This is a genomic window from Mucilaginibacter sp. (genome assembly GCF_041660805.1).
Lineage (GTDB): Bacteria > Bacteroidota > Bacteroidia > Sphingobacteriales > Sphingobacteriaceae > Mucilaginibacter.
This window is the reverse complement of record NZ_JBAZVP010000005.1, coordinates 16,609-40,726: the sequence shown is the minus strand read 5'-3', so window position 1 is coordinate 40,726 and position 24,118 is coordinate 16,609. Positions and strand designations below refer to the sequence as shown.

Below are 24,118 nucleotides of genomic sequence, written 5' to 3'. Positions count from 1 at the left end.
AAGTATAATGTCCTTTTCTAAGTATTACAAATTACTGGTATTGCTACTCCTGCCTTTTCAATTACTTGCGCAGGATACTACTGTTTTTAAAAAACAAGCTGCACGTTTTGCCGCCGCTACTTTTAATGGCGATCATAAAACGGTTATTGACCTCACCTATCCTGCTTTAATTGAGCTATCAGGCGGCCGGGAAATGATGCAAAAACTCATCACCGACAAAATAGAATCCATAAGAAAACGGGGCATCACTAAGTTTGATGGTTCTGTTGGTTCGCCCGGTAAATTCTACAAAGCCGGCACGCAAATACACTGCCTTATACCCGAATATATTGTATTCAAAATGCCTAAAGGGCATTATGCAGGTGAATCTTACCTGTTAGGCGTGAGTGACGACAAGGGTAAAAACTGGAAGTTTTTAGATGTAGGCAGCATGCCACCTGCCATACTGCATAAGCTACTCCCCAACTTTAACAACGAACTGGTTATCCCCCAATCAGGCAAGCCGGTATATTTCGTGGATTAGCTTTCCAAATCAGCTTTAAATTTTTAAATTGGGATGATTTTACACCCTCCCTATCATGCAACGAAGAAACTTTTTAAAAACAGGATCATTAGCCGGGTTAGCCTTAACCACATTAGTAACAGCATCATGCAGCCAGCCATCAGCCGATAAAAAAACTGAGGGAAGTGCTGAGTTTGCAGATGATTTTGAGCTTAATGAAACCACCATTGATGACCTGCAGAAAAAGATGAAAAGCGGCACACATACATCCCGCGCCATTACAGAACTGTATTTAAAAAGGATAGATGCAATTGATAAGGCCGGGCCAAAGCTTAATTCGGTTATCGAACTAAATAAAAGCGCTTTAGACATGGCCGATGCTATGGATAAGGAACGCAAAGCAGGTAAAATGCGCGGCCCGCTGCATGGCATACCAGTTTTAATAAAAGACAACATTGATACCGGCGATAACATGCATACCACAGCAGGCTCATTGGCACTGGCAGATCATTTTGCCAGGCAGGATGCCTTTATAGCCCATAAATTACGGGAGGCGGGTGCAGTAATATTGGGCAAAACCAACTTAAGCGAGTGGGCAAACTTTCGTTCATCGCGCTCAACAAGCGGTTGGAGCAGTCGCGGTTTGCAAACCAAAAACCCTTATGTGCTTGACAGAAACCCAAGCGGGTCAAGCGCCGGTACAGGATCGGCTATTGCAGCCAATTTATGCGCCATAGGCATTGGCACCGAAACAGATGGCTCTATTGTATCGCCATCATCAGTGAACGGCCTGGTAGGCATTAAGCCTACTGTTGGTTTATTGAGCCGTACAGGCATCATCCCCATATCAAAAACACAAGATACTGCCGGGCCAATGGCGCGGACAGTGAAAGATGCAGCCCTATTATTAAGCGCCCTGGCAGGCATCGACCCAAAAGACAGCTATACGCTAAAAAGCAAAATTGAAAAAGACTACACCAAGTTTTTAGATGCGGGGGGCTTAAAAGGCAAGCGAATAGGTGTTGAAAAACTGGATAAGCCAAATGCCGGGATGCAAAAGCTTTTACAGGATGCCATTGCCGTACTTAAAAAACAAGGCGCCGAAATTGTTGAGGTAGAATTAGGTAAACAGCTTAAAAAAATTGGCAACGCCGAGTATACGGTGCTACTTTACGAGTTTAAAGATGGACTTAACCAATATTTAAGCGCAGCAAACGCCAAAGTAAAAACGCTGGAAGATGTTATTGCCTACAACAAAGCCTATGAAAATAAGGCGATGCCATTCTTTAAACAAGAAACACTTGAACTGGCACAAAGCAAAGGCGATTTAAATAGTAAAGAGTATCTGGAGGCTTTAAAAAAATCAACCGGGATAAGCAGTACTGCTATTGATAAGATCTTGAAAGACAATAAGCTGGATGCTATTGCCGGGCCAACAAATGGTTTTGCGGTATGCATAGACCTCATTAATGGCGATTATGATAACGGCTTTTCGTTCTCCTCGCCTGCTGCCATGTCGGGTTATCCGCACATTACTGTACCCATGGGTGCCTGGCATGATCTGCCGATGGGGCTATCATTTTTCGGCACCGCCTGGAGCGAGGGCGAACTGATAAAAATGGCATATGCTTACGAGCAGGCATCAAAGAAAAGGGCCGCGCCTAAGTTTAAAACGGGGTTATTTGCGTAACCTTACTCCGTAGGTTGCATAGCACTTGAAAGTTTTTTACTGTCCTGAATATTGTTGGGAACAACACCAACAAAGGCATAAAATTTAAAAAAATGAACAAAATAGCTTTTACCATATCCGGCCTTGTCTGGTGTGTATTCTCTTCTTATCCCATCAAAGCGGGGAATGAGAATAAAAACAATCTTAATGATGGAAAAGTTGTCCAAAAACAAGCAATTAAAAATATAAGTGTATCAGATTCAATAATTAATCGCACCCCCATCACATCATTGCCTTTTGGTAGTCCGTTATTGGTTTCATATAAATTTCCAAAAAATTGGAAAAACTTTCAGAATGATGATAAACGAGACTTTCTTACAAATCCTCATAAGGCATTCAAAAAATGCGAAAATTATTACAGGAAACTTGTCGACGCGAAAGCAATTGTTAAAGCGCCTACGATAAAAAGCATCAAATATTTTCATATTGGCGAGGATGCAGATTTATTAAAATATGAGAAGAAATTTAAAGCTAAGTTTAAATATAAATTACCTGATATGGGGCGTTATCAGGTTTATTTTGAATATGAAAGAGTGCCAATGGATTACATATATAAACTAATGGATACGGCGAATTCATTTGATAAATTATATTACGAGTATGCAAATTTGGTTTTATACGATGTACAAATACAAAGAGCTACTATTTTGAATATATACCACTCATACTCTTTTAAAGAACCAACATCAGGTGAATTGAGACTTTTTTATATTGATACAAATAAAAGTATTCAAATTTATGAAGGCGCTGAAGGTGAACTTGACAGTGCGATGGAAAAAGCATATACCGTTGAAATAGAAGATAATGGCAAAATTTTATTAAAAAAAGGAAAAAATAGGAAATTATAATGGAAACTCTGCCCTTGTTGGTGTTGTCACCAATAAGTTGCCATGTATCCCTCCCTTAAAAGTTTTTACTATCCTAAATATTGTTGGACAAAACCAGCTATGACGCGTCATTATTAAATATTCCGAAGGTAACACCATTTTATCCGTTGCTGACACCATTTTTTGGGGTGGTTTTTGCTGCACCTTTGTTCCATCAATTTAAATGAAAAGAAAATGGAACCCACAAACAAAATTGCACTTATAACAGGCGGCAGCAGAGGCCTCGGTAAAAACGCTGCTTTAAAAATAGCGCAAAAGGGAAATGATGTTATCGTTACCTATCGCAGTAAAAAAGAAGAAGCAGACGAGGTTGTAAAAGAAATTGAAGCATTGGGGCTAAAAGCAGCTGCCCTGCAACTGGATACTTCTAAAGCATCAACCTTTGCCGGTTTTAACGAGCAACTAACTACTACATTACAACAAAAATGGAACAGGGATAGCTTCGATTTCCTGATAAACAACGCCGGTATTGACGCCGCATCGCCATTTGCGCAAACTACTGAAGAAGATTTTGACAACCTGTTCAATGTGCACTTTAAAGGTGTTTACTTTTTAACACAAACATTGTTAACTACCATTGCCGATGGTGGCCGCATCATTAATATCTCAACCGGCTTAACCCGATTTGCAACACCGGGTTACGCCGCTTACGCTTCTATGAAAGGCGCTATTGAGGTGTTTACCAAATATTTGGCTAAAGAATTGGGCAGCCGCGGTATAGCTGCCAATTTGGTTGCACCAGGGATTATAGAAACGGATTTTACAAAAAGAGCCTTTGATAGTCACCCGCAGATGCACGATTTTATATCATCAATCACTGCACTGGGCAGGCCCGGCCAGCCCGATGATATTGGCGGCGTTATCGCGTTCTTATGTACAGAAGATGCCCGTTGGATAAACGCGCAACGGATAGAAGCCTCGGGCGGCATGTTCTTGTAATTAGTGAGTGGTGAATAGTTGCCTGTCAAATCATAAAGAAAAAAGGGGATAGCGTTAAGCGTTCCCTTTTTTTGTTGGTACAATCGCTGTATCTTCGGGCATAAAGCAATACTATTACTATGGAATTTGGCCGCGTAACCGATGATGAATTAGCAGCAGTAGATTTTACCCTGCCCGCCGATCCTGCCTTTACTATTGAAACGCTTGCATTCGAAGATAAAAGCCAGCCTTTACAGGTATACGCCGGCTGCGCAAAATGGGGCCGCAAGGAATGGGTGGGCAAGATCTATCCGCCTAAAACTAAAGACGCCAATTTTTTAGATGAGTACGTTAAACATTTTAACTGTATTGAGTTAAACGCTACCTTTTATCAGGTTTACGGCCCGGATACCATTGCCAAATGGAAACAAAAGGCAGATGTTAATCCGGATTTTAAATTTTGTCCCAAATTTTCGCAAAGCATTAGCCATATACGGCGCTTAAAAAACGCGGAAGATATTACCACCAGTTACTACGAGGGTATTTTAGCCTTTGGCGATAAGCTGGGCCCTTTATTTTTGCAGCTGAGCGATAATTTTACCCCTAAAAGCCTTCCTGAGCTAACCGCTTACCTGGAACAATTACCAACAGATGTACCCGTGTTTGTAGAGCTAAGGCATAAAGACTGGTTTGCCATTCCCGAAAACAAACAAGCTGCGTTTAGCCTGTTTAGGCGTTTAAATATTGGCGCTGTGATAACAGATGCTTCGGGCCGCAGAGATTGTGTACACATGACGTTGCCAACGCCTCATGCCTTTATCCGTTTTGTGGGTAATAGCCTGCACCCTACTGATTATCTCCGTTGCGATGAATGGGTGGACAGGATAGTTCAATGGAAACAAATGGGACTGCAATCCGTATGGTTTTTTATGCACCAGCATGACGAACGCTATTCGCCCGAACTTTGCGATTACGTGATTGAGCAACTGAACAAAAAGTTAAGTATCAATGTACACCGCCCGCAGTTTATTGACAGGGATAAGGGATTGTTTGGGTAAAAATAATAAGTGTTTGTCGTCCTGAACTTGTTTCAGGATCTCTCGGGATAGTTTGACTACTGTGCGCTTTTATATATTGCAAGAGAGATGCCGAAATAAATTCGGCATGACCGGGATTCTTAGTTTACCTGTAATAGGTATGCTGGCGCTTAATGTAATTGCGGATATCAAGCACTATACCTGCAAAAAAGTAAAATATAAGCGGGAAACCCACAGCCAAAAAAGATGTGTAGATAAAGAAAAGGCGGATCTTAGAGATAGAAATGTTAAAACGTTCGCCCAGGTAAGTACATACCCCAAAGGAGTAGCGCTCAAAAAATGTAAATATCCGTTGTAACATATCAGGCTGGTTTTAATATTTTAATTCCAACGCCACATTGCAGGCATTTCTTATAATCGCAATAATTATTCTTTAATTCAAGTAGTGCCTGCGATTCAAAGGCAGTATTTATTTTCAGTCCTAAGTTAGCAAAATCTGTCATAATACTATTCTGCTCACCGGGTATATTTTCCAACAACTTTAAACTACGACTGATATAATATTGCTGCTGTAAGTGCCTGCCATAGCTAAATAAAAACAAAGCTACTGTATTTAGCAATATGGTATCAACAGATGCCGCTCCCAAATGTTTGCCAACCGGTTTTGATTCCTTATCAAACCGGTAATGTGTTTCCCAATAATTATTTATTTGAATATTGCTAAACAGATCACGCAGGGCCTTCATTTCCTTTGTTTCTAATACCTTACTAAACAAGTGATTAGACTGCACCACCAACGCGGCAAACTGTGCCAGCCTGATAGTAGGGAAGTTTTGCGGCCGCATTCGTAAGAACTTCCACAAGTGGTTTTCTATTGGCGTAAGATTGAACTTCTTTTTTAGAAACTCATACTCTTTTTTTAGGCTTCGCGGATATTCATCTGTAAAATCATCATTCAAAAAGCCTGCCTGCCCAAATATCAGGGCCTCAATTTGCATGGGGTTGTTCTTATGCTTCGCGAGTATATTTTGCGGCAGCGATTTCGCCATCAGTTCAAACGGCAGCGCATTATTTTTAAACCCAAAGTTTGCTGCCAAAAACTGGTAAAAGGTTTCTTCCCAGTCGCCGCGGTTTAGGTTGAGGGCGGTTATTACCGTTTCAGACTTTTTCTCTAACCGCTCAACCAAAATACGGGTAAGCCAGTTTTCCATCGTCAGCCCATCAACAGAGGCAATGCTTGCCTCACAGGGAATAATGGTTTTTGCACCAAAAATAAGGTTATGATACCTGTTATACAGGTCTGATGAAATGCGGTCTTTCAGTTCAAGCGTTGGCACACGCCGGCCATCTGTTCTAATCAAAGGTTCATCATCACGATAAACTACATGCAGTATCACATTATCATAAGCATTATCGGCAGTATGCCCATGACGTTTCCAGTCTGATGAGGAAAGGTGCAGCTCCGCATTACCGGCCCAAGTGGTTTCATTTATTCGGATACGTGCGTTCTGAAAATCGGGCCCGGCATGGGTATTATGCAATCCGGTAGCGTAAACCTCCAGTTCCTCACCCTCAGTTGTTTGCAGGTTTATACGATCAAACAAGCGAAACTTCCATACATAATGCAAAAAATCTTCAGTGAAAAGCATCAGGCAAGTTAATTAAGAAAGAGAGGAAAACAAATGTATTTTTTATCTTGCGGGTAAAACTGATCTACCCATATGGACATAGCCACATCCGCATTGCCTCAAACCACCCAGAGCCGTGTACGGTCAATTATTGGCGGCTCATTAGGGAACCTGGTAGAGTGGTACGATTGGTATGTTTACTCGGCATTTTCGTTATACTTTGCAGCGGCATTTTTTCCAAAGGGGAACCAGAATGCGCAGTTGTTAAATACGGCAGGTATTTTTGCCATTGGCTTTTTAATGCGCCCTATAGGCGGCTGGTTAATGGGCACCTTCGCCGATAAACACGGCCGTAAAACCGCGTTAACGTTTTCGGTATTACTCATGAGTGCCGGGTCATTGATCATAGCTTTAACACCCAACTTTGATCATATTGGCATTGCCGCCCCTATCCTATTGGTATTTGCACGCATTATACAAGGCTTAAGCGTTGGCGGCGAATATGGCACCAGCGCCACTTACCTCAGTGAAATGGCTACCAAAAAGCACCGGGGATTTTATTCAAGCTTTCAGTATGTAACGCTGATAATGGGGCAACTACTGGCATTGGCGGTGCTGATATTATTGCAACGGGTTTTTCTGACCGAAGATCAATTACACTCATGGGGGTGGCGTATACCATTTGCAATTGGCGCCATGCTGGCCATTATTGTAATGTATTTAAGGCGCAGCCTGCAGGAATCTGTAACACTTGATAAAAAGGAAGATGTAAACAGGGATGCTCGTGGTTCGCTCAGGGCACTGGCACAACACCCGCGTGCTGTGCTTACCGTTATTGGCTTAACTATAGGCGGCACAGTGGCATTTTACACTTTTACCACCTACATGCAAAAATTTCTGGTGAACACTAACGGGTTCAGTAAAAACACCGCTACTTTAATATCAACCCTTACCCTTATTGTTTTTATGCTGATACAGCCGCTGTATGGCCTACTCTCTGACAAGATCGGCCGTAAACCGTTGCTAAAAGCTTTTGGGGTGTTAGGCACTATCACCACCATACCTATACTCACCTTTTTAAGCCATACCAACAACTTTTGGGTAGCGTTTGGACTGATAATGCTTGCCCTGCTTATTGTGAGTAATTACACAGCCATAAACGCTGTGGTAAAGGCAGAGCTATTCCCCGCACATATCCGTGCTTTGGGCGTTGGCTTTCCGTATGCTATCGCGGTCTCGGCATTTGGAGGTTCGGCAGAGTATCTTGCCCTGCTGTTTAAACAAAACGGCCACGAAGAATGGTTTTACTGGTATGTTACAGGTTGTATTGTTATGTCTCTCCTTGTTTATGTTACCATGATTGACACACAGAAACATTCTAAGATAGATGGCGAATAATCCCAACAAGCGCGATTAACGTTCTGCAAGAAATTCTTTAATGAGATAGCCGCAATTAGCGGGACTTTCTAACCACGGCAAATGCCCGGCTCCCTCAATAACTTTAAACCGGCAATCGGGGATGGCGGCCGCAATTTGCTTACCCGTTTCAATGCTGCAAAATGTATCTTTTGTACCCAGGATAAACAGCGTAGGTTGCTTAAGATATTTCAGTTGCTCTTCGTCAATTTTAGGCGCTGCGTTTTCCATAAGGCTTGTGAGCGATATAAGGTAATGTGGCAACAATCCGAAAGTATAATAGCAACTGCTCAACTCCTCCGGAAGCTCACTTAGCGTTTGCCTGCTATGCCCAATGAATTTGAGTGACCTGAGTGCGTTGCTTTTGTCTGCGGGCATCAAAAGCTTAAAAAACAATTTATTTAACGGAGGCTTACCAATTAACCTCAAGAGCAGTGGTGGCCGGCCTTTCATAACATTACCGGGATTACCCAATAAAGTTAAACTGCGCACCAATTTAGGGCGGTCCATAGCTAACCATAAGCTCCAATGCGCCCCCATTGAATGAGCCACGATATCAATATTTTTAAGGTCGAAATAATTCAGGACCGTCTCAAGCGTTGTCACCGCGAACCTGCGAATGTCAACGCTGTTATGATCCATACCCTCACTTAATCCTCCACCGGGGCGGTTGATCGCTATAATGCGCCTGTCCCCAAATTCGGCAAGTAGTGAGGCGAGTGGAAACACGTCGCCGGTATTACCCGGAACAATTATCAATGGTTCTCCTTTACCAATTTCTGAAACCCTCACTTTGATGCCCTGCCCAGGTAAAAAAACATAGTGGTCTTTTGCCTGTAACCCGTAAAAATCAAACAGCTGATGCTCAGCATAACATGCGTTAATTACCTTTGGGTCATTACTGCTGAGTGTAAGTGCTGATGGTTCCATCTTTTACTTTGATACCAGGCCAGATATTACGTTAATACTTAACGCTACTATAGCGGTATTAAAAGCGAATGCGATTAGCCCATGTGCCCAGGCAAGGCGGCGGATGTGTTTGGAAGAGATCTCTACGTCAGATACCTGGAAAGTCATGCCGACGACGAAGGAAAAATACACAAAATCAAGATAGTCCGGGTCTTTCTCATCTCCGGGGAATTCAAGGCCTCCACTGGGGGTTTTCTTACCATCATCAGTATTGTAATACAAATGGGCATAGCGCATAGTAAACACGGTATGCACCATCCACCATGACACAAAAACCGCCGCCATGGCTAAAAAGATGTACCCGGTAACCGTAGCTTCCGGCTCGCCTTTTGATGATTTCAGCAGCAGATAAATAGCTACTAAACTCACCATTGATGCTGTCAATACGAAAAAGAAAATCAGAACCCGGCTGGAGTCTTCCAGGCTGGCAATTTTGCGGATCTCTCTTGGGTGAGCCCAAAGAATGGTTACCCAGTCCAGAATAATAATACTTAATGCAATGGCTATCCAGGTGATAAGGGTAACCTCGGGGACCGATGGCATATGCCTCGCAAAAAAGAATGTAACCGCCCCTATGAGTAACGACAGGTATAACCTGTAATGCGCATCTAAACGGAGGAGGAAATTTTTCTTTGGTTCGGTTACGTGAGGCATATTTTATAAATATATCAATCCTCTTCCACAATATTAGCAACCCGGCCAACCTGGCCATCCTCTAAACGCACCTTTATACCACGGGAATGGAAAGATGAGCTGGTAAGCAGATCTTTAACTATACCACGTGTAAGCTTGCCGCTGCGCTGATCTTTTTTAAGGATGATGTCTACTTCTAATCCCGGATATATATCCGCCCTATTTTGTCCGTTCATGTTTTATACCAATTATACCGGTTACTTCACCAGCCAGCTTATCGCGTTCTCCACCTTTTTAAAGTCGAAGCTTTCCAGCATCTTGTCCATTGCTTCGCTTATCTGCTCATTTTGCAAATTGCCTATGCTGCCTTCATGGGTGTGATTGATGCTTTTATCCGGGTTAAAGTTACCTTGTTCAATAGCCAGCCCCACCTGCTTATAAGCATCACGGAATGGTGTACCGTTCAGTACAGATTTGTTCACTTCCTCTACACTAAAAAGATAGGCATACTTAGGATCGTCTAAAATATTTTTATTTACAGTGATGTTCTGCAGCATAAAGGTTGCCATTTGCAGGCAGTCGATAAGGTCTGCAAAGGCCGGGAACAATAACTCCTTTAGCAATTGCAGCTCCCGGTGATAGCCTGATGGCAGGTTGGTGGTCATCATAGCTACATCATTTGGCAGTGCCTGCAGGCGGTTACACTTGCCGCGCATAATTTCCCAAACATCCGGGTTCTTTTTATGCGGCATAATGCTGCTGCCGGTGGTGAGGTTTTCAGGATAACTCACAAATGCAAAGTTCTGGCTCAGATACAGGCACTGATCCATTGCCATTTTAGCCAGTGTGGCTGCAATAGACGATAATGCCTGTGCAATTATCCTTTCGGTTTTACCCCTGCCCATTTGCGCGTAAACCACATTATAGTTTAAGCTCTCGAACCCAAGTAACTGGGTTGTCATGCTGCGGTTTAGCGGGAACGACGAACCATAGCCCGCAGCCGAACCTAATGGGTTTTTATTGGTGATCTTCCAGGCGGCTAAAACCATCTCCAGGTCATCAACCAAGCCTTCGGCGTAAGCGCCAAACCATAGGCCAAATGACGATGGCATGGCTACCTGTAAATGTGTATAGCCGGGTAATAAAACGTCTTTATGCTGTTCGCTCAGTGCTATTAACTGGCGAAATAATGTATCAGTTTCGGTAACTACTTGTTGTAACTGATGGCGGAAGAATAGTTTCAGATCTACCAATACCTGGTCATTCCGTGAACGGCCGCTGTGTATCTTTTTACCGGCATCCCCAATGCGCTGGGTAAGCAGCATTTCTACCTGCGAATGCACATCCTCAACGCCATCTTCTATTGTAAAGTTATCTTGTTCAATATCGGCATATATGGCTTTCAACTCGCGTTGAACCAGTGCAAGATCATCAGCATCCATCAAACCTATTGATTGCAGCATAGTGGTATGGGCCAGTGAACCCAACACATCAAAAGCGGCCATTTGCCTGTCCAGCTCACGATCGCGGCCAACAGTAAAGTTTTCAACCAGCTTATTAACGTTTGTGGTTTTTTGCCATAATTTACTCATGGTGCAAATATAAAATTAAATGGTGTAGATGGGTAGCACCTGCCGGGGCAAAAATCAGGGTTTATTACAGTTGCAAAGTAGGGAAGATTAATGGCAATCGTTTATATTTATCTCACCTAAACTAAATTGTTTAAACAGCATGCAAAATAAATACCTGACGTTTTTAAACTTAGAAAAGAGGCCATTTGAAATATTTGCATTAATGGCTGTTTTATTTTTTATAGTATCATTTGTTCCATCCAGCAAAAGCGTCGACATTAATCTCCTGGATACCTATTATATTGTTTCAATTAATGGAATTTTTAAACCACTGGCTATGTGTTTATTGGCTATTTGGCTAATTTATATATTCACAAATGGCATGTTGCTTTCTTTACAGCTTACCTGGGCTCATATAATTATGTCTACCCTGGCTTTAGTTATTTTGGTAGTAGCAATAACTTTTAATATACCATACTCAACACCACCTACAAGGTATTACGCGTTTGTAGAACCTGAAAATGCGAAAAATTGGAAATTCATGTATGCCGGAATGGTTATTATGCTGGTTATTGCACAATTGATTTTTCTTGTAAATATTCTAGGAGGGCTTTTTAAACGAATCAAATGATTTCGCTAAGCATCCGAATATACAGCTCAATCCCTTCGCCTATTTCATCTACATAAATAAATTCATCGGCCATGTGAGAACGTGCTGAATCACCGGGGCCAACTTTGATGGACGGAATATCAAGCAGGGATTGATCTGATGTTGTTGGTGAACCATAAGTGGCACGGCCAAGTAATACGCCTGCCTGTACAAAAGGGTGGTTCTTATCTATTGATGATGGTTTTAAGCGAATACTGCGTGGTTTTACATCACAGCTTACATGCTGGCGAATTATCTCCAGTACTTCTTCATTACGGTAAGCATCGGTAACCCTTACATCAACCGTAAAAGTACAGGTTGCAGGTACTACATTATGCTGCGAGCCTGCATTAATAATGGTTACCGACATTTTTATAGGGCCAAATACTTCCGATTCTTTAGGGAACTTAAAGTTGCGGAACCATTCAATATCTGCCAGTGCTTTGTAAATAGCGTTATCTCCTTCTTCGCGGGCGGCATGCCCTGCCCTGCCGTGTGCAACGCAATCAAGCACCATCAGGCCACGCTCTGCAATGGCAAGATCCATTTGGGTGGGTTCGCCCACTATACCAAAATCAAGCTTACCCAGATCAGGGATGATCAGTTCCAGACCGTTCACGCCCGAAATTTCTTCCTCGGCAGTGGTAGCGAGGCAAAAGTTATACTTTAAATTCTCTTTTTCATGAAAATAAAGAAATACCGCAATAAGTGATACCAGGCAACCGCCGGCGTCATTGCTTCCTAACCCGTAAAGTTTGCCATCCTCAATTTTGGCATCAAATGGGTCCCGGGTGTAGCCGGAGTTGGGCTTAACGGTATCATGATGTGAGTTAAGCAGTATAGTGGGTTTGGCTGCATCGAAATATTTGTTCCAGGCCCAAATATTGTTGAGTTTACGATGCGTGGTAACACCGTGCTGCTGCAAAACCTGGTCTATCAGATCGGCAGTGCGGTCTTCTTCCTTACTGAAAGATGGTATAGAAATTAGTTGTTGTAAAAGCTGTAAAGCCAGTTGCGACAATGCTGTTATATCTGCCATAGGTTACGGGGATCTATCCCGATGGTAAAGCGGTAAAAGTAAGGTTTTTTATGAAAGGTAGCAATTTGAGTAATATAAGTTCATCCTTAATTTATATAAGGGTAACATAGATCTGATACAATTAATTGAGAGGTGCCGAATAAATTAAGATGGCGCTGCTTTTTAAATTACCGTCCAAAAAAATAAGCCGGGCTAAACCCGGCTTTGGTAATTGTTTTTTCTTAAAGTCTCGGCATATTCTGGCCAAATTTAATTATAAATTCATTTAATTTATAATTAAATATCAGACAATTGATGGTACCGGTTTAACTACCTCTACTTTATTAACCACTATTTCTAAATTATACCTTTTTACATGCAGATCATCCATAAATGATGTGGTTTGAATTTTCCCTTCAATGTAAAGTGTTTGCCCAAATTCAAGGCACAATGCATCCTGGGTAATGAGTTTTTCGGGGATTTTTATATTATGATATTCGTTATGTTCAACACTATCCTGGCCCTTTTTAATTACTTCATTAGTTACAAGGGTGAAGTATAAAAATTTATTCCTGTTGACATCCGCACTCATTTGCGGTTCCTGATATATTTGCCCTAATAATATGATCTTGTTTATTCCGGTATTACTTAGCATCTGTAAATATTTTTTTTGTGAAATAGCACCCTGCAATTTTGAATTATAATTTTGAATTGCTTACCGTATTAATACAGTTTAGCAATGGTATAAATACCCCTTTTACGCTATTTTTGGACAATTAAGCAATTCATTTACCTGCTGAACCAATTCGGTAATGTCAAATGGTTTAGATACAAAACTATCGCAACCGTAGTGCCCTAAAGAGTTAATCACTTTTGAATACGCTGTAACTATAATTATTGGTATTGTACAGGTTGCCTCATTTGTTTTTATTTGGTGGCATAACTCGCCGCCATTTATACCATGTAAAATATAGTCGAGCAAAATAATATCAGGGCGGTAACTTATTACATCACTGAGTATGTTATCTCCATTTTCAATTGTTTTTACTTCATACCCTTCATCAATGAATATCTCTTTCATAACATCAAGGATATCCTTGTCATCATCTAAAATGAGCAAACGCTTTGTCATAATATATTTAAGCTTTTTTAAACAATACTTATACTGCCCTTATACTTTTTAAGATCATAATCATCCAGTTTCACTAACACCTCAGTATCATTAATTCCCTGGGCCATTTGCAATGGCTCGTGCATAATGCTGAAATAGGTATCATATCCTTGCGGCAAAAAACGTGTTGCAGGCCTTGATTTTATGGGCTTTAGGGTAATGCACACCGATGCATCGTTTTTTTGAACGCTTGTGGTTTTTGATAAGCAATACCTATAACCCTGCAACACCAAAAATTTCATTACAGAGGGGGTAAGAATAGCTAACATTGGATGACGATTGTATACAAAGCTGAATAAAGGGTTTTGATATTAACTAAGTATAAGTACCCTATTGCATCCGAACAAATACGCATTATGTGCTTATTATTCAGCAAAGGGTTATATTAAAGATGTAGTAATGATTTTTTGGGGAAATCAGCTGATGATGTTATTCAGTATTGCATAGCGGATGAGTGCCGCCGTATTACGTGTACCTGTTTTTTCAATAAGCATTTGGCGGTTACCCTCAATAGTACGCTTACTGGTAAAAAGTTTATCGGCAATTTCCTGATTGGTGTAGCCTTCTGCTATAAGTGCTAACACTTCAACTTCGCGCTTGGTAATATCAAGATCCTCAACCTCAACTTCAAAGCTATTGTCAGGCGTGTGCATCAATTTTTCAAGCAACCTCAATGAAAGCTCATTACAGATATATTTTTCGTTAGATGTACATACATGCCTGATAGCAAATACCAGCTCTATAGCGTTAACATTTTTTAAAATGTAGCCTGTAGCGCCTGCCTTAAACGCCTGCATAATATACTTTTCATGATCAAGCATTGATAGCATGATCACCTTTATTTTAGGATGAGACTGTGATATTTGCATTACCATTTCCATGCCGCCCATTTCAGGCATGTTAATATCTGCGAGTATAATATCCGGAATATTGCCGTCCTTTAATAGCTGCAAGGCCATTTTACCATTAATGGCTTCGGCTATAACCTGTATATCCTCTTCTTTATCTAAAAGCGAGCGAATGCCGTTACGTACCACGTTATGATCTTCGGCAAGTATAATTTTAATCATTTTACAACAAACCAATTGAAGAAATAAAAAAAGGAACGGAACAATCTAAGGGAAAACGGCTATAAAAGTAAATATAATAAATTATTGAGATAAAAATTATTCTAATAGTAATGCATCATCCTCATCACCCAAACTCAGTTGTATCATATCATTTCCTGCAATACCTTCAATTGATCCCTTAATATGAGCAGCGTTCAGCAATACCTTTTCCAGTTGTTTTTCGCGGGCTTTCCACATTTTCTCCATGGCATCGCGTTCTTTTTGTATAGAGATCCGCATGCTCATATACCCTTCACGGATGGCTTTCCACTGCTCAGAAAACTCGCTGCTTGTAAGGTAATCATACAGCAGGTGCATTTTGTCGCCCTTGTTATCCTGTGATTTTGCCAAAGCAGCCAGCTTTAGCACACCATCACGCAGTATGTAAGACACGGCCTTTAATTCATCAAAACTGCAGATCCATACCCCGTCTTTTTCGCCAAAGCAATCCATTCCTTTCGGATAGCATTGGGTTACAATTACGGCAACATCAACATTTGATGCGCGCATATCTTTTTTCAGCTTTTCTATCCAGTCGCCACCGAAAGCTGATGTACGCTTGCTTTCATAAATAATACGGCCGCATTCCTGCCCAAACTGGTTACGTACAGTTTGTACACAATCTGCCCCGCGTACACCTTTACCTACTTCGCTGATCACATCAAAAGGGAAATAGCTGCGTAACTGTTCTTCAAGTATAAGTTCCTGGGCCTCACCCTGTAACTGCATTGATCCCTGCTCGGCCCGGCGTTTCATCTCGTCAACCAGTTTTTTCTGATCTTCAAGCTGCTTTTCCATTTCTTTCACCTTTAGCTGGTGCTCGGTATCTTTTATGCTGTGTTTTTCGGTTTCCTGTTTACGGATCTGCTCGGTAAGCTCGGCGCGCTGCTCCTGTAGTTTGCGCTGCAGGGCAATTTCAAGCTCTTCTTCTTTTTGCTTTAGCGATTGCTCGCGCTGCATAAATTCAAGCTCTTTCTGGCGGGATTCTTTTAGTTTTTCGGCACTGGCATTTACCGAGTTTTGCAGCATAAGCAGCTGATTTTCAAAGTCTGAAGCGATAGATTTGCGCAGATTTTCTTCCAGCGTTAGCTGCAAGGCCTTTTTCTCACCGGCAAGGCGCTGCTCAAAAGCCTGTAGCTGCTGCCGTTCTTTAGCGGCAAAATCTTCATCCTTTTTGCGGTATTCATCTTCTTTCTGGCGGGTATAATCCTGCATTTTCAGCCTGAGCTGCTGTTTATATTCCTCGGCCATAACTTCCTCAATGGGGAAGGAATGGCCGCAGCTTGGGCACTTAACTTCTGTAGCCATAATTGTAATTGAGAGATCGCATTTTTAACCAAATGCAAAAATCAAAGATAAATAGTTTTTTGGGAAATGTAGTTTGGGTGCTATTAACTAATAGGAAATTCCGGTTAATGAAAAGATACCGATTGATGCCGGTTTCTTACATTTTTGCTCTAATTTTCACTAAAAAACGCTAATAATTTTCAATCAGATCAAGCCCTTTCGCCGGAATTCAACTCATTAAAAATCATGATATAAATTCCTGAAAGTTGTACGCAAACCGAAAGAGAGCATGACAGTTTTTTTGCTGCCGAGCGCTGTTTTTTGGTCGCGGTAAAGGCCGGCCAGCTCAAAGCGGAAATTGTATTTTGGGTTTACAATAAACGATACAGTACCCTCGGCATATTTTACACTGGTGGTAACACCCGGCCCCAAAGGTGTTTTGCCGGATATTGGTTTTGGTGGTAAAGCTACGTTATTGCCATAATCAAAAACGCGGCCGTCATATCCATATTTAGAATAATTTAGTTGCCCCTGAAAATCAAACCTGCCGGCCGAATAATTCATTATGCCTGTCCACTCCTTAAAGTTTGCACCCAGCGGATGCCCCAATGGTTCGCCATAGTAAGTATAGTAGGTAAGCGTTTGGTCGCTGGAATAGGTATCGGGTTTTACGGTGTTGTATTCAAAAATATAGTTCAGGTTTTTTACACCAAAAATATCCGCCCCGCGAACACCTAATTGAAAACCGGTTCGGTTCCCTCCGGCATTCTCTGATTTGAGCTGGTCTATCATTAACTGGCCATATACCGCATTTTTATCAAACACTTTATATTTACCCGTAAAGCCTACCAATGTATTAGCGGGCTGCTCTGATGAGCCCGAACCCGGTATAAATATCAAAGGGTTTATAAAGTTGATATCAAAGCCGCGGCGGTTACCATTTGCATCGGCCTCCGGTATGATCACTGCATCAAAAAACCCGAATGAGAGGCTGTTATTTACGTTATAATCAAGGTAATGGAACAGGCCCCATTTACGGCGGTTGCTGCCAAAACTATCAAACTTTTTTTCGTTAAGATCCTGCAGATAGGTCCACATCATCATATACTGCACTTTGCCCACATTGGCCGTTAAACGCAGTAAAGGGTAATTAGCAGAATAATCTGACAGTAAAAGCGAACGGTAACCATCGCCAATAAAAGTTTTATCCTGCCCCAAAGTAATATTCAATTGTTTAATGGGCGTATAGGAAAGTATAGCTGTTACGTACGAATAATCTTTTGTGGTTTTACCAAAGCTGCGGTCGTAACTCTGGCCGGGTACAAAGCCCAAACTATCAACATGGTAGTTGTAATACGATGGCAGAACGGCCTGGTTCTCATATCCGCTGGTATAAAAGGAAAATTTATCGCCAACGGTACCGCCAAACTGAAAACCCCGGGTATTTAAGCCAAGTTTTGATTTTATGCCAACGCCTATCGGTTTAAAATAAGCGGGTTTTTTATTGGGATCGTCAAAATCATGTGCCCAGATATTCTCAGACAGGAAATCGGCATAAAATGTATATTCTTTAGCATTTACCTGAAACAAATGCTCATTAAACAATTTGCGCGACACCCAACTTTTACGATTGGTATCAACCCCCAAATTCATAAGCTGATTATACCTTGTATTAATTGAGCTGTCTATTAAAAACGGCCTTAGTGAAGTATGCAGCGAATTACTTTTTGAGTAGATATCGGCATTAAACTTTTGATAAAACTGATAGGATTGCGGCAGATATACCGATTGCGCTTTCGCAAGGGAGGTAACAAAAACAACAATTATTAGTACTAATATATATTTACCCGCAACCTGGGAGCAGTTCATTCGCATACTCTGCAAAATAAGTATTTATTATTGTAACATTTAATAGATATTCTCATTATAGTATCATATAAACATATACGGTAAAAGTATTGCATAGCGCTACATTAACCCTAAATATTATAAATATGTTTTATTGACTTTTGGAAGCGGCCAGAGGTTTTATAATATTAGCAAAGTTCTTTTGTTGATACCCCCTCTTTGCGCAGCAGAGAGGGGTACCCGGCGCAGCGAAGGCGGGGTGAGTCCCCCGCCCTGCTATTCAAATCGTTAAATTCTGTTAATTTTCAGCAACGAATTTGTGTTTTTTACAATTAAGTTATAAAATTACTGATATTTGCCCCGCTTATTATCTTAGATACATGCAATACAATAAAATTAACAATCTTTTAGGCTGGTTATGCTTTATAATAGCCTCAGCAACTTATATTTTAACGTTAGAACCATCTGTAAGCTTCTGGGATTGCGGTGAATTTATATCATGTGCCTACAGGTTACAGGTATCGCACCAGCCGGGTTATCCTGTTTTTGCCATGCTGGGCAAGGTTTTTTCACTCTTATCATTGGGCGATAATACTAAAGTGCCATACTTTACCAATATGGGCTCGGCTATAGCAAGCGGCGCTACCGTTATGTTCCTGTTCTGGACTATTACAGCCATCGCTAAAAAGCTGCTTGTTGGGCGAGAGAAAGATTTTGGCCAGGCACAAACCACACTCATAATGGGTGCCGGTTTAGTTGGCGCGCTTGCATTTACCTATACCGATACCTTCTGGTTTTCGGCTGTTGAAACCATCGTATTCGCGTTATCATCATTATGTATCGCTATTATATTTTGGGCGATATTAAAATGGGAAGCCCATGCAGATGAGCCCCGTGCCGATAAATGGATCATTTTCATCGCCTATGTAATAGGCCTTTCTATAGGCATCCACCTGTTAAACCTGTTAACTATCCCGGCCCTTGCGCTGGTTTATTACTTCCGCAGGCATAAAAACATCAACATTAAAAGCGCTTTTATCGCCTTTTTAATTAGCGTTGCAATACTGGCTTTTGTACAATACGGCATCAGGGGATACACGGTTAAATTTGCCGCTTTCTTTGATCTGTTCTTTGTTAACACGCTTGGAATGGGTTTTGGTACCGGTGCTTTGTTCTTCCTGCTGCTATTAGTGGGCGTACTTATTTTCGGTATCCAATACAGTATTAAAAAGAACATGCCAACGCTTAACCTGGCATTTTTGTGTATCACTTTCATTTACTTTGGCTACGGTTCGTTCGCTTACATCCCTATCCGCGCAACGGCAAATACCAACTTAAATAACTCACATCCCGATAATGCCTTTATTATGTACGGTTACTTAAACCGTATCCAGTATGGCGAGAACCCCTTATTTACCGGGCCGTATTTCGACTCAAAAATTGTTGACCAAACAGAGGGCAGCACCATTTACCGCAAGGGCGATAAAAAATATGAGGTGGCCGGCAAAAGGCCTAACTATGTTTATGACCGCACCACCATATTGCCGCGTATGTACAGCACCGACGGACAGGATGTACAGTTTTACCGCGATTGGCTGCAGCTGCCTGAAGGGCAATCACCTACTTTTGCCGATAATATGCGCTGGATGTTTAGCTGGCAGATCTATCAAATGTACGGCCGCTATTTTCTGTGGAACTTTGTTGGCCGTTACAACGACCAGGACGGACAAAACAGCACCGAAGGTTATGATGGTAACTGGACCAGCGGAATATTTGATGGCGGCAAGCACCTGCCTAACAGTGTAATACACGGTACAACTTATACCCCGCTATATGCCCTGCCTTTAATTTTAGGTTTAATTGGGATGATATACCATTTCAACAGCAAAAAACGTGACGCCTTGATTGTGTTGATGCTGTGGTTTTTTACCGGTATTGCGGTGGTATTATATGTTAACCAGGCCAACGTACAGCCTCGCGAACGTGATTACTCGTACGTAGGCTCCTTTTATGCATTTGCTATTTGGATAGGTTTGGCCGTTATTGCCATTGCCGATCTGCTGAGCAAAAAGATCAACGCTAAAACAGCGGGCTACATTGCAACAGGTGTTTGCCTGCTTGCCGCGCCGGTTTTAATGGCCTCTAAAGAATGGAAGGCGCATGACCGCTCTACCAAAATGACCGCGCACGATATGGCTTATAATTACCTGATGTCGTGCCCGCCAAACGCTATCTTGTTTACTTATGGTGATAATGATACCTACTCCTTGTGGTATGACCAGGAGGTGGAAGGTATTCGCCCTGATGTGCGCATTGTTAACCTGAGCTTGTTTACCGGCGACTGGTATATCCGCCAGATGCAGAAACCGATGAACCAGAGCGCGCCGCTGCCTATTACCATGCCTTATGATAAGTATAAGGAAGGTGTTAGGGATGTAATTTATTATAATGATGCCAAAATTCCCGGTTATACCGATGTGAAAGAGGTTTTTGACTTTATTACTTCTGATGATAAGAGCATGCAGGGCCAAAGCCAGGGCGGCGAAAGCGTTAACTACCTGCCAACTAAAAAGTTCAAACTAAAAATAAATGCTGATGATGTGCTTAAAAATGGCGTAATAACGGCCGATCAAAAAAGTAAGCTGGATACCGCCATGCAGTGGACCTACACATCAAACTATGTAACCAAAGAAAACCTGGCCATATTAGATATACTGGCCCATAATAACTGGAAAAGGCCTATTTGCTTTACCACAACCATTGGCAGCAGCAACCTTATAGGTTTACAGCCATACTTGTACAAAGAAGGCTTTACTTACCGCCTGATACCGTTTAAAGCCGATACTGCCAACCAGGATCAGCTGAGCAAAACCAACAGCCTGGTAATGTATAATAACATGATGAATAAGTTTAAATATGGCAATTTTAAAACAGCTAAATATTTAGATCATGAATCTACCAACATGTTTTACCCGGTGCTGCTTACCACGTTTTTAGACCTTGCCCGTAACCTGGAACAGGAAGGCCACCCAGACCTGGCACTAAAGGTATTGCACAAATATGATGACGAACTGCCTGATCTTAACCCGTACATTGATGTGGCCGGGCGTAAACTATTTATGGCCCAAATTGCTTACCGCCTGGGCGACCATAAATTGGGTAATAAAATAGTTAACGCTATTGACGGCTTCCTGGTAGATCAGTTAAATTACAACTACTACCAGCTGCAAAATGGCGGCGGCAACATAAATGTGCGCGATGTACAAATAGGTTTGCAGGTATTAAACGGTATTACCGAATTTAGTAAAGCAGGCCACCAGGATGCATTGAGCAACAAGTTTTCTGTACAACTAAAAGATTACGCAACCAAATTCGCCCCTGTTTTAGGAAGGCAATAAAAAGTAGCTATCCAACAAAAAAGCCACTCAGTGTAAATGCTGAGTGGCTTTTTTGTTTAACTCATCCCGCTTCGCCGTTGTTGGTGTTAAAAAGAAGCGGCGGGACGCGCGATTCCCCTCTTGAGAGGGGTGGAGGGGTGTGTCCTTTGTAAGCGGTTAACACACCCCTACAGCCGCACCACCGACGCGCCCCCTCTCAAGAGGGGAATATCAGATAAGTGAAACAAAATTTATTGTACCGGCGGATTTGGCTCTTTAAAAACCACCTTATTACGGTCCTCGCCCCGCCATGGCTCGTAATTTAAACCCGGTGTAAGCCAATAAAGCAGTATCACCCTTGAATATCTGTAATTAAACGGAGCTAACAGAAACACCACAGCCATTAACACCCCTACATATACCCAGGGCGAGTTTGAGCCGGTTAACACGTGGGTAGCCACTGCAAAAGTTACCATTTCGGCCACGTTAAAGGCGTAGCTAACAAACATGGCCACATACCAGTAACCCGGCTCGCGCTCATAGGTTAAGCCGCAATGCGAGCATCGCTCATGCATTTTTTGCCCGCTAAAACTATAGGTTGGGGTTGAATAGATATCGCCCCTGCGGCAGCGCGGGCACTTGGCCAATACTATACCTTGCAATGCTGACAGCGGTTTGGCGGGTTTTATATTATCTGATGTTGTCATGGCTTAATGTGTTTTTTCTGAATTCTTCGGGGGTAAGCCCGGTATATTTTTTAAAAAATTTGGTAAAATAAGAGTTGTCGGTAAAATTGAGCTTGTTGGCTATGGCGGTAATGGTTAGCTCAAGGTTAACCAGCAGTCGTTTGGCTTCCAGTATCACCCGGTTGCGTATCACCTCCCCTGCCGATATCCCCAGCAGATCATTACAAAGCGCGTTTAAATGGTTAGGGGTAATATACAGCAAGGCCGCATAATCTTTTGGCAGCTTTAGCGTGGCAAAGTTCATATCTGTTAATTTTCTGAAACTTTGCAGCAGCGTATAATTATAATTAGGCGCTGTTGTAAGGCTGCTGTTAGGGCTTTCTCTTGCTACTAAAATAAACAGCTGCAACATTAACACCCTTATAATATCCATCCCCATTTTATTGAGTTGGGCACTTTCCTGTATCAGTTGCTCAAATAAATCCACCACTTTTGATTGTGCCTGCTGTGGTAAATTTACCACTTCATCATCAATGTTCCCGGTAAAGAAGGGAAAGCTATCCAGGTAATCCGGTCTCAATAAAAACGATTGAAAGAACGATGCCGAAAAGTTGATAATATACCCATCTACCGGCCCTTCAAAGTTCCAGCGGTGCACTTGCCCCGGCGCCATAAAATAAATTTGATAAGGTTTAACCAAGAAACTTTTAAAATCAATAGCATGCGTGCCGCCACCTTTGGTAAATAGCACCACATGGTAAAAAGTGTGCTTATGCGGCAGGCTAAGGTTTTGGTGTTTTTGCAGATAAGGGGCAAAACGGCTCACCAGCAGATCTTCATGCTGATGGTCAGACAATGCGCAGATATCATATATAGGAAATGCCTTTTTCATTACACAACAAAGATACTTAACAATTACCTGCGGCAATGGTACGGAATGGTGTTGTTATGGTATTTTTTACTGATTTTAATTATTTAAAGATTTTATGCAGAAATATTTAATTTCACCGCTACAATGATAGATAATATGCAAAAGCCCGACAGCCTGATCTTTGACATGGATGGTACCCTATGGGATGCCGTTGACACCTACGCACATTCATGGAATGTGGTATTTGAAAGTTTAGGTATTGATAAAACCATTGAACGCACCCAACTGGCCGGTATGATAGGCTGGGAAGGCAAAAAAGTTATAGAAGTTTTAATGCCCGAGTTTGAATCTGACAGGCGTTTTGAGATCTATGCCATGGTGAACGAGAAACGCCATACCCTTATCACCGAAAAGGGTGGTATATTGTATGATGGCGTAAAAGACGGGCTGAAACTGTTAGCCCAAAAATATCCGTTGTTTATTCTAAGCAATTGCGCCAAAGGCATTATACGCCAGTTTATTGACTGGGCCGGTATTGACGACCATATTACTGATGAAATTGCTTACGGTATTAACTTTATGCCTAAACAGCATAACATTAAACTGTTGATGGATAAGCACGGTTTAAAAAACCCGGTTTACGTAGGCGATACAGCGGGTGATGGCGAACAAAGCCGCCTGGCAGGCATCCCTTTTGTATTTGTAAGCTACGGTTTTGGCACAACTGATGATTATGATTTAAAGTTTGACGATTTTACGTCGCTTACCAATTATTTTTTAAACTTATAGGCAGCCAATGTGTTAGCTTTGTT

The 24,118-nt window shown here is 41.8% G+C and carries 24 protein-coding genes; 9 read left to right on the top strand and 15 right to left on the bottom strand.

Annotation, left to right across the window (positions count from 1 at the left end; genetic code table 11):
* Positions 1 to 7: 7 nt before the first annotated feature.
* The 5 genes from WC743_RS09060 to WC743_RS09040 all read left to right on the top strand — a co-directional run bounded on the left by WC743_RS09060 (position 8) and on the right by WC743_RS09040 (position 5,094).
* Positions 8 to 523, top strand: a complete 516-nt coding sequence (locus tag WC743_RS09060; protein ID WP_373011614.1) for a hypothetical protein — start codon at positions 8 to 10, stop codon at positions 521 to 523.
* A 55-nt stretch (positions 524 to 578) separates the two neighbouring features.
* Complete coding sequence (locus tag WC743_RS09055; protein ID WP_373011613.1) at positions 579 to 2,192, top strand: amidase; 1,614 nt, start codon at positions 579 to 581, stop codon at positions 2,190 to 2,192.
* 92 nt (positions 2,193 to 2,284) lie between these two features.
* A complete protein-coding gene (locus WC743_RS09050) occupies positions 2,285 to 3,079 on the top strand; it encodes a hypothetical protein (protein WP_373011612.1) in 795 nt (264 codons plus the stop codon).
* 213 nt (positions 3,080 to 3,292) lie between these two features.
* Positions 3,293 to 4,057, top strand: coding sequence for an SDR family oxidoreductase (locus tag WC743_RS09045; RefSeq protein ID WP_373011611.1), 765 nt, complete (start codon positions 3,293 to 3,295; stop codon positions 4,055 to 4,057).
* Between the two features lie 119 nt (positions 4,058 to 4,176).
* On the top strand, positions 4,177 to 5,094 hold the full coding sequence (locus tag WC743_RS09040) for a DUF72 domain-containing protein (protein WP_373011610.1): 918 nt from the start codon (positions 4,177 to 4,179) through the stop codon (positions 5,092 to 5,094).
* A 124-nt stretch (positions 5,095 to 5,218) separates the two neighbouring features.
* Here WC743_RS09040 and WC743_RS09035 read toward each other — a convergent pair whose 3' ends face one another.
* The gene (locus tag WC743_RS09035) at positions 5,219 to 5,434 is read right to left on the bottom strand and encodes a PspC domain-containing protein (protein WP_373011608.1); all 216 of its coding nucleotides are present in this window, start codon (positions 5,432 to 5,434) and stop codon (positions 5,219 to 5,221) included.
* 1 nt (position 5,435) lies between these two features.
* Positions 5,436 to 6,722: a DUF2851 family protein gene (locus WC743_RS09030; protein WP_373011607.1), complete on the bottom strand. Its 1,287-nt coding sequence runs from the start codon at positions 6,720 to 6,722 to the stop codon at positions 5,436 to 5,438.
* Between the two features lie 72 nt (positions 6,723 to 6,794).
* Between WC743_RS09030 and WC743_RS09025 the strand changes: the two genes are divergently transcribed.
* The gene (locus WC743_RS09025; protein ID WP_373011605.1) at positions 6,795 to 8,099 is read left to right on the top strand and encodes an MFS transporter; all 1,305 of its coding nucleotides are present in this window, start codon (positions 6,795 to 6,797) and stop codon (positions 8,097 to 8,099) included.
* Positions 8,100 to 8,114: 15 nt separating this feature from the next.
* Here WC743_RS09025 and WC743_RS09020 read toward each other — a convergent pair whose 3' ends face one another.
* The 4 genes from WC743_RS09020 to argH are packed head-to-tail and all read right to left on the bottom strand — an operon-like array spanning position 8,115 to position 11,311.
* Positions 8,115 to 9,047, bottom strand: a complete 933-nt coding sequence (locus tag WC743_RS09020; protein ID WP_373011604.1) for an alpha/beta fold hydrolase — start codon at positions 9,045 to 9,047, stop codon at positions 8,115 to 8,117.
* 3 nt (positions 9,048 to 9,050) lie between these two features.
* Positions 9,051 to 9,740, bottom strand: a complete 690-nt coding sequence (locus WC743_RS09015; protein ID WP_373011603.1) for a DUF1345 domain-containing protein — start codon at positions 9,738 to 9,740, stop codon at positions 9,051 to 9,053.
* Between the two features lie 14 nt (positions 9,741 to 9,754).
* Positions 9,755 to 9,955, bottom strand: coding sequence for a YwbE family protein (locus tag WC743_RS09010; protein WP_373011602.1), 201 nt, complete (start codon positions 9,953 to 9,955; stop codon positions 9,755 to 9,757).
* A gap of 21 nt (positions 9,956 to 9,976) precedes the next feature.
* Positions 9,977 to 11,311, bottom strand: a complete 1,335-nt coding sequence (argH, locus tag WC743_RS09005; protein WP_373011601.1) for an argininosuccinate lyase — start codon at positions 11,309 to 11,311, stop codon at positions 9,977 to 9,979.
* Between the two features lie 139 nt (positions 11,312 to 11,450).
* Between argH and WC743_RS09000 the strand changes: the two genes are divergently transcribed.
* The gene (locus tag WC743_RS09000) at positions 11,451 to 11,921 is read left to right on the top strand and encodes a hypothetical protein (RefSeq protein WP_373011600.1); all 471 of its coding nucleotides are present in this window, start codon (positions 11,451 to 11,453) and stop codon (positions 11,919 to 11,921) included.
* Here WC743_RS09000 and WC743_RS08995 read toward each other — a convergent pair.
* The 7 genes from WC743_RS08995 to WC743_RS08965 all read right to left on the bottom strand — a co-directional run bounded on the left by WC743_RS08995 (position 11,914) and on the right by WC743_RS08965 (position 18,393).
* Positions 11,914 to 12,978: a M20 family metallo-hydrolase gene (locus tag WC743_RS08995; protein ID WP_373011599.1), complete on the bottom strand. Its 1,065-nt coding sequence runs from the start codon at positions 12,976 to 12,978 to the stop codon at positions 11,914 to 11,916. The genes WC743_RS09000 and WC743_RS08995 overlap by 8 nt on opposite strands.
* Before the next feature lie 283 nt (positions 12,979 to 13,261).
* Entirely contained in the window at positions 13,262 to 13,612 is a 351-nt protein-coding gene (gene ssb, locus WC743_RS08990) for a single-stranded DNA-binding protein (RefSeq protein ID WP_373011598.1), read from the bottom strand.
* Positions 13,613 to 13,714: 102 nt separating this feature from the next.
* Positions 13,715 to 14,089 (bottom strand): two-component system response regulator, encoded by a 375-nt coding sequence (locus WC743_RS08985; protein WP_373011597.1) that lies wholly within the window; start codon positions 14,087 to 14,089, stop codon positions 13,715 to 13,717.
* A 17-nt stretch (positions 14,090 to 14,106) separates the two neighbouring features.
* Complete coding sequence (locus WC743_RS08980) at positions 14,107 to 14,397, bottom strand: hypothetical protein (protein ID WP_373011596.1); 291 nt, start codon at positions 14,395 to 14,397, stop codon at positions 14,107 to 14,109.
* 147 nt (positions 14,398 to 14,544) lie between these two features.
* Positions 14,545 to 15,198, bottom strand: a complete 654-nt coding sequence (locus WC743_RS08975) for a response regulator (protein WP_373011595.1) — start codon at positions 15,196 to 15,198, stop codon at positions 14,545 to 14,547.
* A 96-nt stretch (positions 15,199 to 15,294) separates the two neighbouring features.
* The gene (locus WC743_RS08970) at positions 15,295 to 16,545 is read right to left on the bottom strand and encodes a DUF2130 domain-containing protein (RefSeq protein WP_373011593.1); all 1,251 of its coding nucleotides are present in this window, start codon (positions 16,543 to 16,545) and stop codon (positions 15,295 to 15,297) included.
* 216 nt (positions 16,546 to 16,761) lie between these two features.
* Positions 16,762 to 18,393, bottom strand: coding sequence for a capsule assembly Wzi family protein (locus WC743_RS08965; protein ID WP_373011592.1), 1,632 nt, complete (start codon positions 18,391 to 18,393; stop codon positions 16,762 to 16,764).
* Positions 18,394 to 18,752: 359 nt separating this feature from the next.
* Between WC743_RS08965 and WC743_RS08960 the strand changes: the two genes are divergently transcribed.
* Positions 18,753 to 21,770, top strand: coding sequence for a protein O-mannosyl-transferase family (locus WC743_RS08960; protein ID WP_373011591.1), 3,018 nt, complete (start codon positions 18,753 to 18,755; stop codon positions 21,768 to 21,770).
* A gap of 230 nt (positions 21,771 to 22,000) precedes the next feature.
* On the opposite strand, the gene WC743_RS08955 is transcribed toward WC743_RS08960, so the two are convergent.
* Together WC743_RS08955 and WC743_RS08950 are read right to left on the bottom strand one after the other, a co-directional pair.
* Positions 22,001 to 22,456, bottom strand: a complete 456-nt coding sequence (locus WC743_RS08955) for a DUF983 domain-containing protein (protein WP_373011590.1) — start codon at positions 22,454 to 22,456, stop codon at positions 22,001 to 22,003.
* Positions 22,440 to 23,327, bottom strand: a complete 888-nt coding sequence (locus tag WC743_RS08950) for a helix-turn-helix transcriptional regulator (RefSeq protein ID WP_373011589.1) — start codon at positions 23,325 to 23,327, stop codon at positions 22,440 to 22,442. Before WC743_RS08950 ends, WC743_RS08955 begins: the two co-directional genes overlap by 17 nt.
* Positions 23,328 to 23,450: 123 nt before the next feature.
* Here WC743_RS08950 and WC743_RS08945 point away from each other — a divergent pair, with 123 nt between their 5' ends.
* Entirely contained in the window at positions 23,451 to 24,095 is a 645-nt protein-coding gene (locus WC743_RS08945; protein ID WP_373011588.1) for an HAD family hydrolase, read from the top strand.
* The last annotated feature ends 23 nt before the right edge of the window (positions 24,096 to 24,118 follow it).

Coding starts and splice junctions, on each gene's coding strand:
- WC743_RS09040 (WP_373011610.1), top strand. CDS start 4,177: ATGGAATTTGGCCGCGTAACCGATGATGAATTAGCAGCAGTAGATTTT.
- WC743_RS09055 (WP_373011613.1), top strand. CDS start 579: ATGCAACGAAGAAACTTTTTAAAAACAGGATCATTAGCCGGGTTAGCC.
- WC743_RS08950 (WP_373011589.1), bottom strand. CDS start 23,327: ATGAAAAAGGCATTTCCTATATATGATATCTGCGCATTGTCTGACCAT.
- WC743_RS08945 (WP_373011588.1), top strand. CDS start 23,451: ATGATAGATAATATGCAAAAGCCCGACAGCCTGATCTTTGACATGGAT.
- WC743_RS08980 (WP_373011596.1), bottom strand. CDS start 14,397: ATGTTAGCTATTCTTACCCCCTCTGTAATGAAATTTTTGGTGTTGCAG.
- WC743_RS09000 (WP_373011600.1), top strand. CDS start 11,451: ATGCAAAATAAATACCTGACGTTTTTAAACTTAGAAAAGAGGCCATTT.
- WC743_RS09045 (WP_373011611.1), top strand. CDS start 3,293: ATGGAACCCACAAACAAAATTGCACTTATAACAGGCGGCAGCAGAGGC.
- WC743_RS08975 (WP_373011595.1), bottom strand. CDS start 15,198: ATGATTAAAATTATACTTGCCGAAGATCATAACGTGGTACGTAACGGC.
- WC743_RS08995 (WP_373011599.1), bottom strand. CDS start 12,978: ATGGCAGATATAACAGCATTGTCGCAACTGGCTTTACAGCTTTTACAA.
- WC743_RS08985 (WP_373011597.1), bottom strand. CDS start 14,089: ATGACAAAGCGTTTGCTCATTTTAGATGATGACAAGGATATCCTTGAT.
- WC743_RS09035 (WP_373011608.1), bottom strand. CDS start 5,434: ATGTTACAACGGATATTTACATTTTTTGAGCGCTACTCCTTTGGGGTA.
- WC743_RS09020 (WP_373011604.1), bottom strand. CDS start 9,047: ATGGAACCATCAGCACTTACACTCAGCAGTAATGACCCAAAGGTAATT.
- WC743_RS09025 (WP_373011605.1), top strand. CDS start 6,795: ATGGACATAGCCACATCCGCATTGCCTCAAACCACCCAGAGCCGTGTA.
- WC743_RS09010 (WP_373011602.1), bottom strand. CDS start 9,955: ATGAACGGACAAAATAGGGCGGATATATATCCGGGATTAGAAGTAGAC.
- WC743_RS09050 (WP_373011612.1), top strand. CDS start 2,285: ATGAACAAAATAGCTTTTACCATATCCGGCCTTGTCTGGTGTGTATTC.
- ssb (WP_373011598.1), bottom strand. CDS start 13,612: ATGCTAAGTAATACCGGAATAAACAAGATCATATTATTAGGGCAAATA.
- WC743_RS09060 (WP_373011614.1), top strand. CDS start 8: ATGTCCTTTTCTAAGTATTACAAATTACTGGTATTGCTACTCCTGCCT.
- WC743_RS08955 (WP_373011590.1), bottom strand. CDS start 22,456: ATGACAACATCAGATAATATAAAACCCGCCAAACCGCTGTCAGCATTG.
- WC743_RS09015 (WP_373011603.1), bottom strand. CDS start 9,740: ATGCCTCACGTAACCGAACCAAAGAAAAATTTCCTCCTCCGTTTAGAT.
- WC743_RS08960 (WP_373011591.1), top strand. CDS start 18,753: ATGCAATACAATAAAATTAACAATCTTTTAGGCTGGTTATGCTTTATA.
- WC743_RS09030 (WP_373011607.1), bottom strand. CDS start 6,722: ATGCTTTTCACTGAAGATTTTTTGCATTATGTATGGAAGTTTCGCTTG.
- WC743_RS08965 (WP_373011592.1), bottom strand. CDS start 18,393: ATGAACTGCTCCCAGGTTGCGGGTAAATATATATTAGTACTAATAATT.
- WC743_RS08970 (WP_373011593.1), bottom strand. CDS start 16,545: ATGGCTACAGAAGTTAAGTGCCCAAGCTGCGGCCATTCCTTCCCCATT.
- argH (WP_373011601.1), bottom strand. CDS start 11,311: ATGAGTAAATTATGGCAAAAAACCACAAACGTTAATAAGCTGGTTGAA.